Annotated in this window: 1 pseudogene; it reads right to left on the bottom strand. The window is 55.3% G+C overall.

Annotated elements, in window-relative coordinates:
- A pseudogene (locus M3630_RS30635) lies at nt 1–310 on the bottom strand (hypothetical protein); the annotation flags it as partial.
- Nucleotides 311–441 lie beyond the last annotated feature (131 nt).

Genomic DNA, 441 nt, shown 5'->3' on the forward strand with positions numbered 1-441 from the left:
GGCGCAGGGTGCTGATAATCACGATCTCGCGATCGTAATCATTGCCGTTGGGGGTCGAACCTTCGGTCAGGCCGGTGTTGGCCGCCTGCATCAGAATAATTTTATCGGCGTCTACGCAGGCGTTGAGCACGCGCCAGAGCTCCAGCAGGGTACCGGGAAAGACAACCGCCAGGGCCTCGCCCTGACCGGAGCGGAAGCCTTTGCGGTAGCGCTGGGTTTTTGCCGGGTCGGTCAGCAGATGCGAAGGGCCAACCAGGCGCGCCAGGTCAGCCAGAAACGTTTTATGGGTGTCAGTGGGTGCAGATGACATGTTCCACTCCTTGTGGTGGTGCGCGAAATATCGAGGATAAGCATAGCGCTTTGTATGACAATTTGATGCATGAATGTTTCGCAAAAATCAGAGAAGAACCTTAGCATTCTGCGGGCGCGTTGTTTATATAT

It is taken from the genome of Brevibacillus sp. MER 51, from assembly GCF_023714195.1.
GTDB lineage: Bacteria > Bacillota > Bacilli > Brevibacillales > Brevibacillaceae > Brevibacillus.